Origin of the sequence: Streptomyces sp. P17 (assembly GCF_032436805.1) — a bacterium.
Classification (GTDB): Bacteria; Actinomycetota; Actinomycetes; order Streptomycetales; family Streptomycetaceae; genus Streptomyces.
The window spans coordinates 1-268 of the sequence record NZ_JAVRBF010000900.1 but is presented as its reverse complement, the minus strand read 5'-3'; the positions used below and the strand labels follow the sequence as shown (position 1 = coordinate 268).

The 268-nt window shown below is 55.6% G+C and carries 1 protein-coding gene; it reads left to right on the top strand.

What is annotated here, in order from left to right:
* Nucleotides 1-40: 40 nt before the first annotated feature.
* Nucleotides 41-268, top strand: a 228-nt coding sequence (locus tag RMT89_RS43380; RefSeq protein WP_315889258.1) for a hypothetical protein, incomplete at its 3' end; no start/stop codon positions are given.

The following is a 268-nucleotide window of genomic DNA, read 5'->3' as shown; positions in this document are numbered from 1 at the left end:
CTTCGGATGGCAGACGTACACAGTCCAGCCTGCGGGTGCCATGTATTGGTCGGAGACAGGATTCCGCAGTTTTGGCGGACCGGAAACGGACACCGGCATTATCGCGCAGATGATCAATGCGCACATCGATAGCAAGAGCGGATGCAATGGAAAGCTGACGAAGTGGTGGCCGTCCTACGCTCTTCAGTGGAGGCAGAACAGGCGGTTCATCGAGAAGATGGATCGATCGACACTTTGGGACCAATGGGGGTCAGAAAAGCAGGTTGAC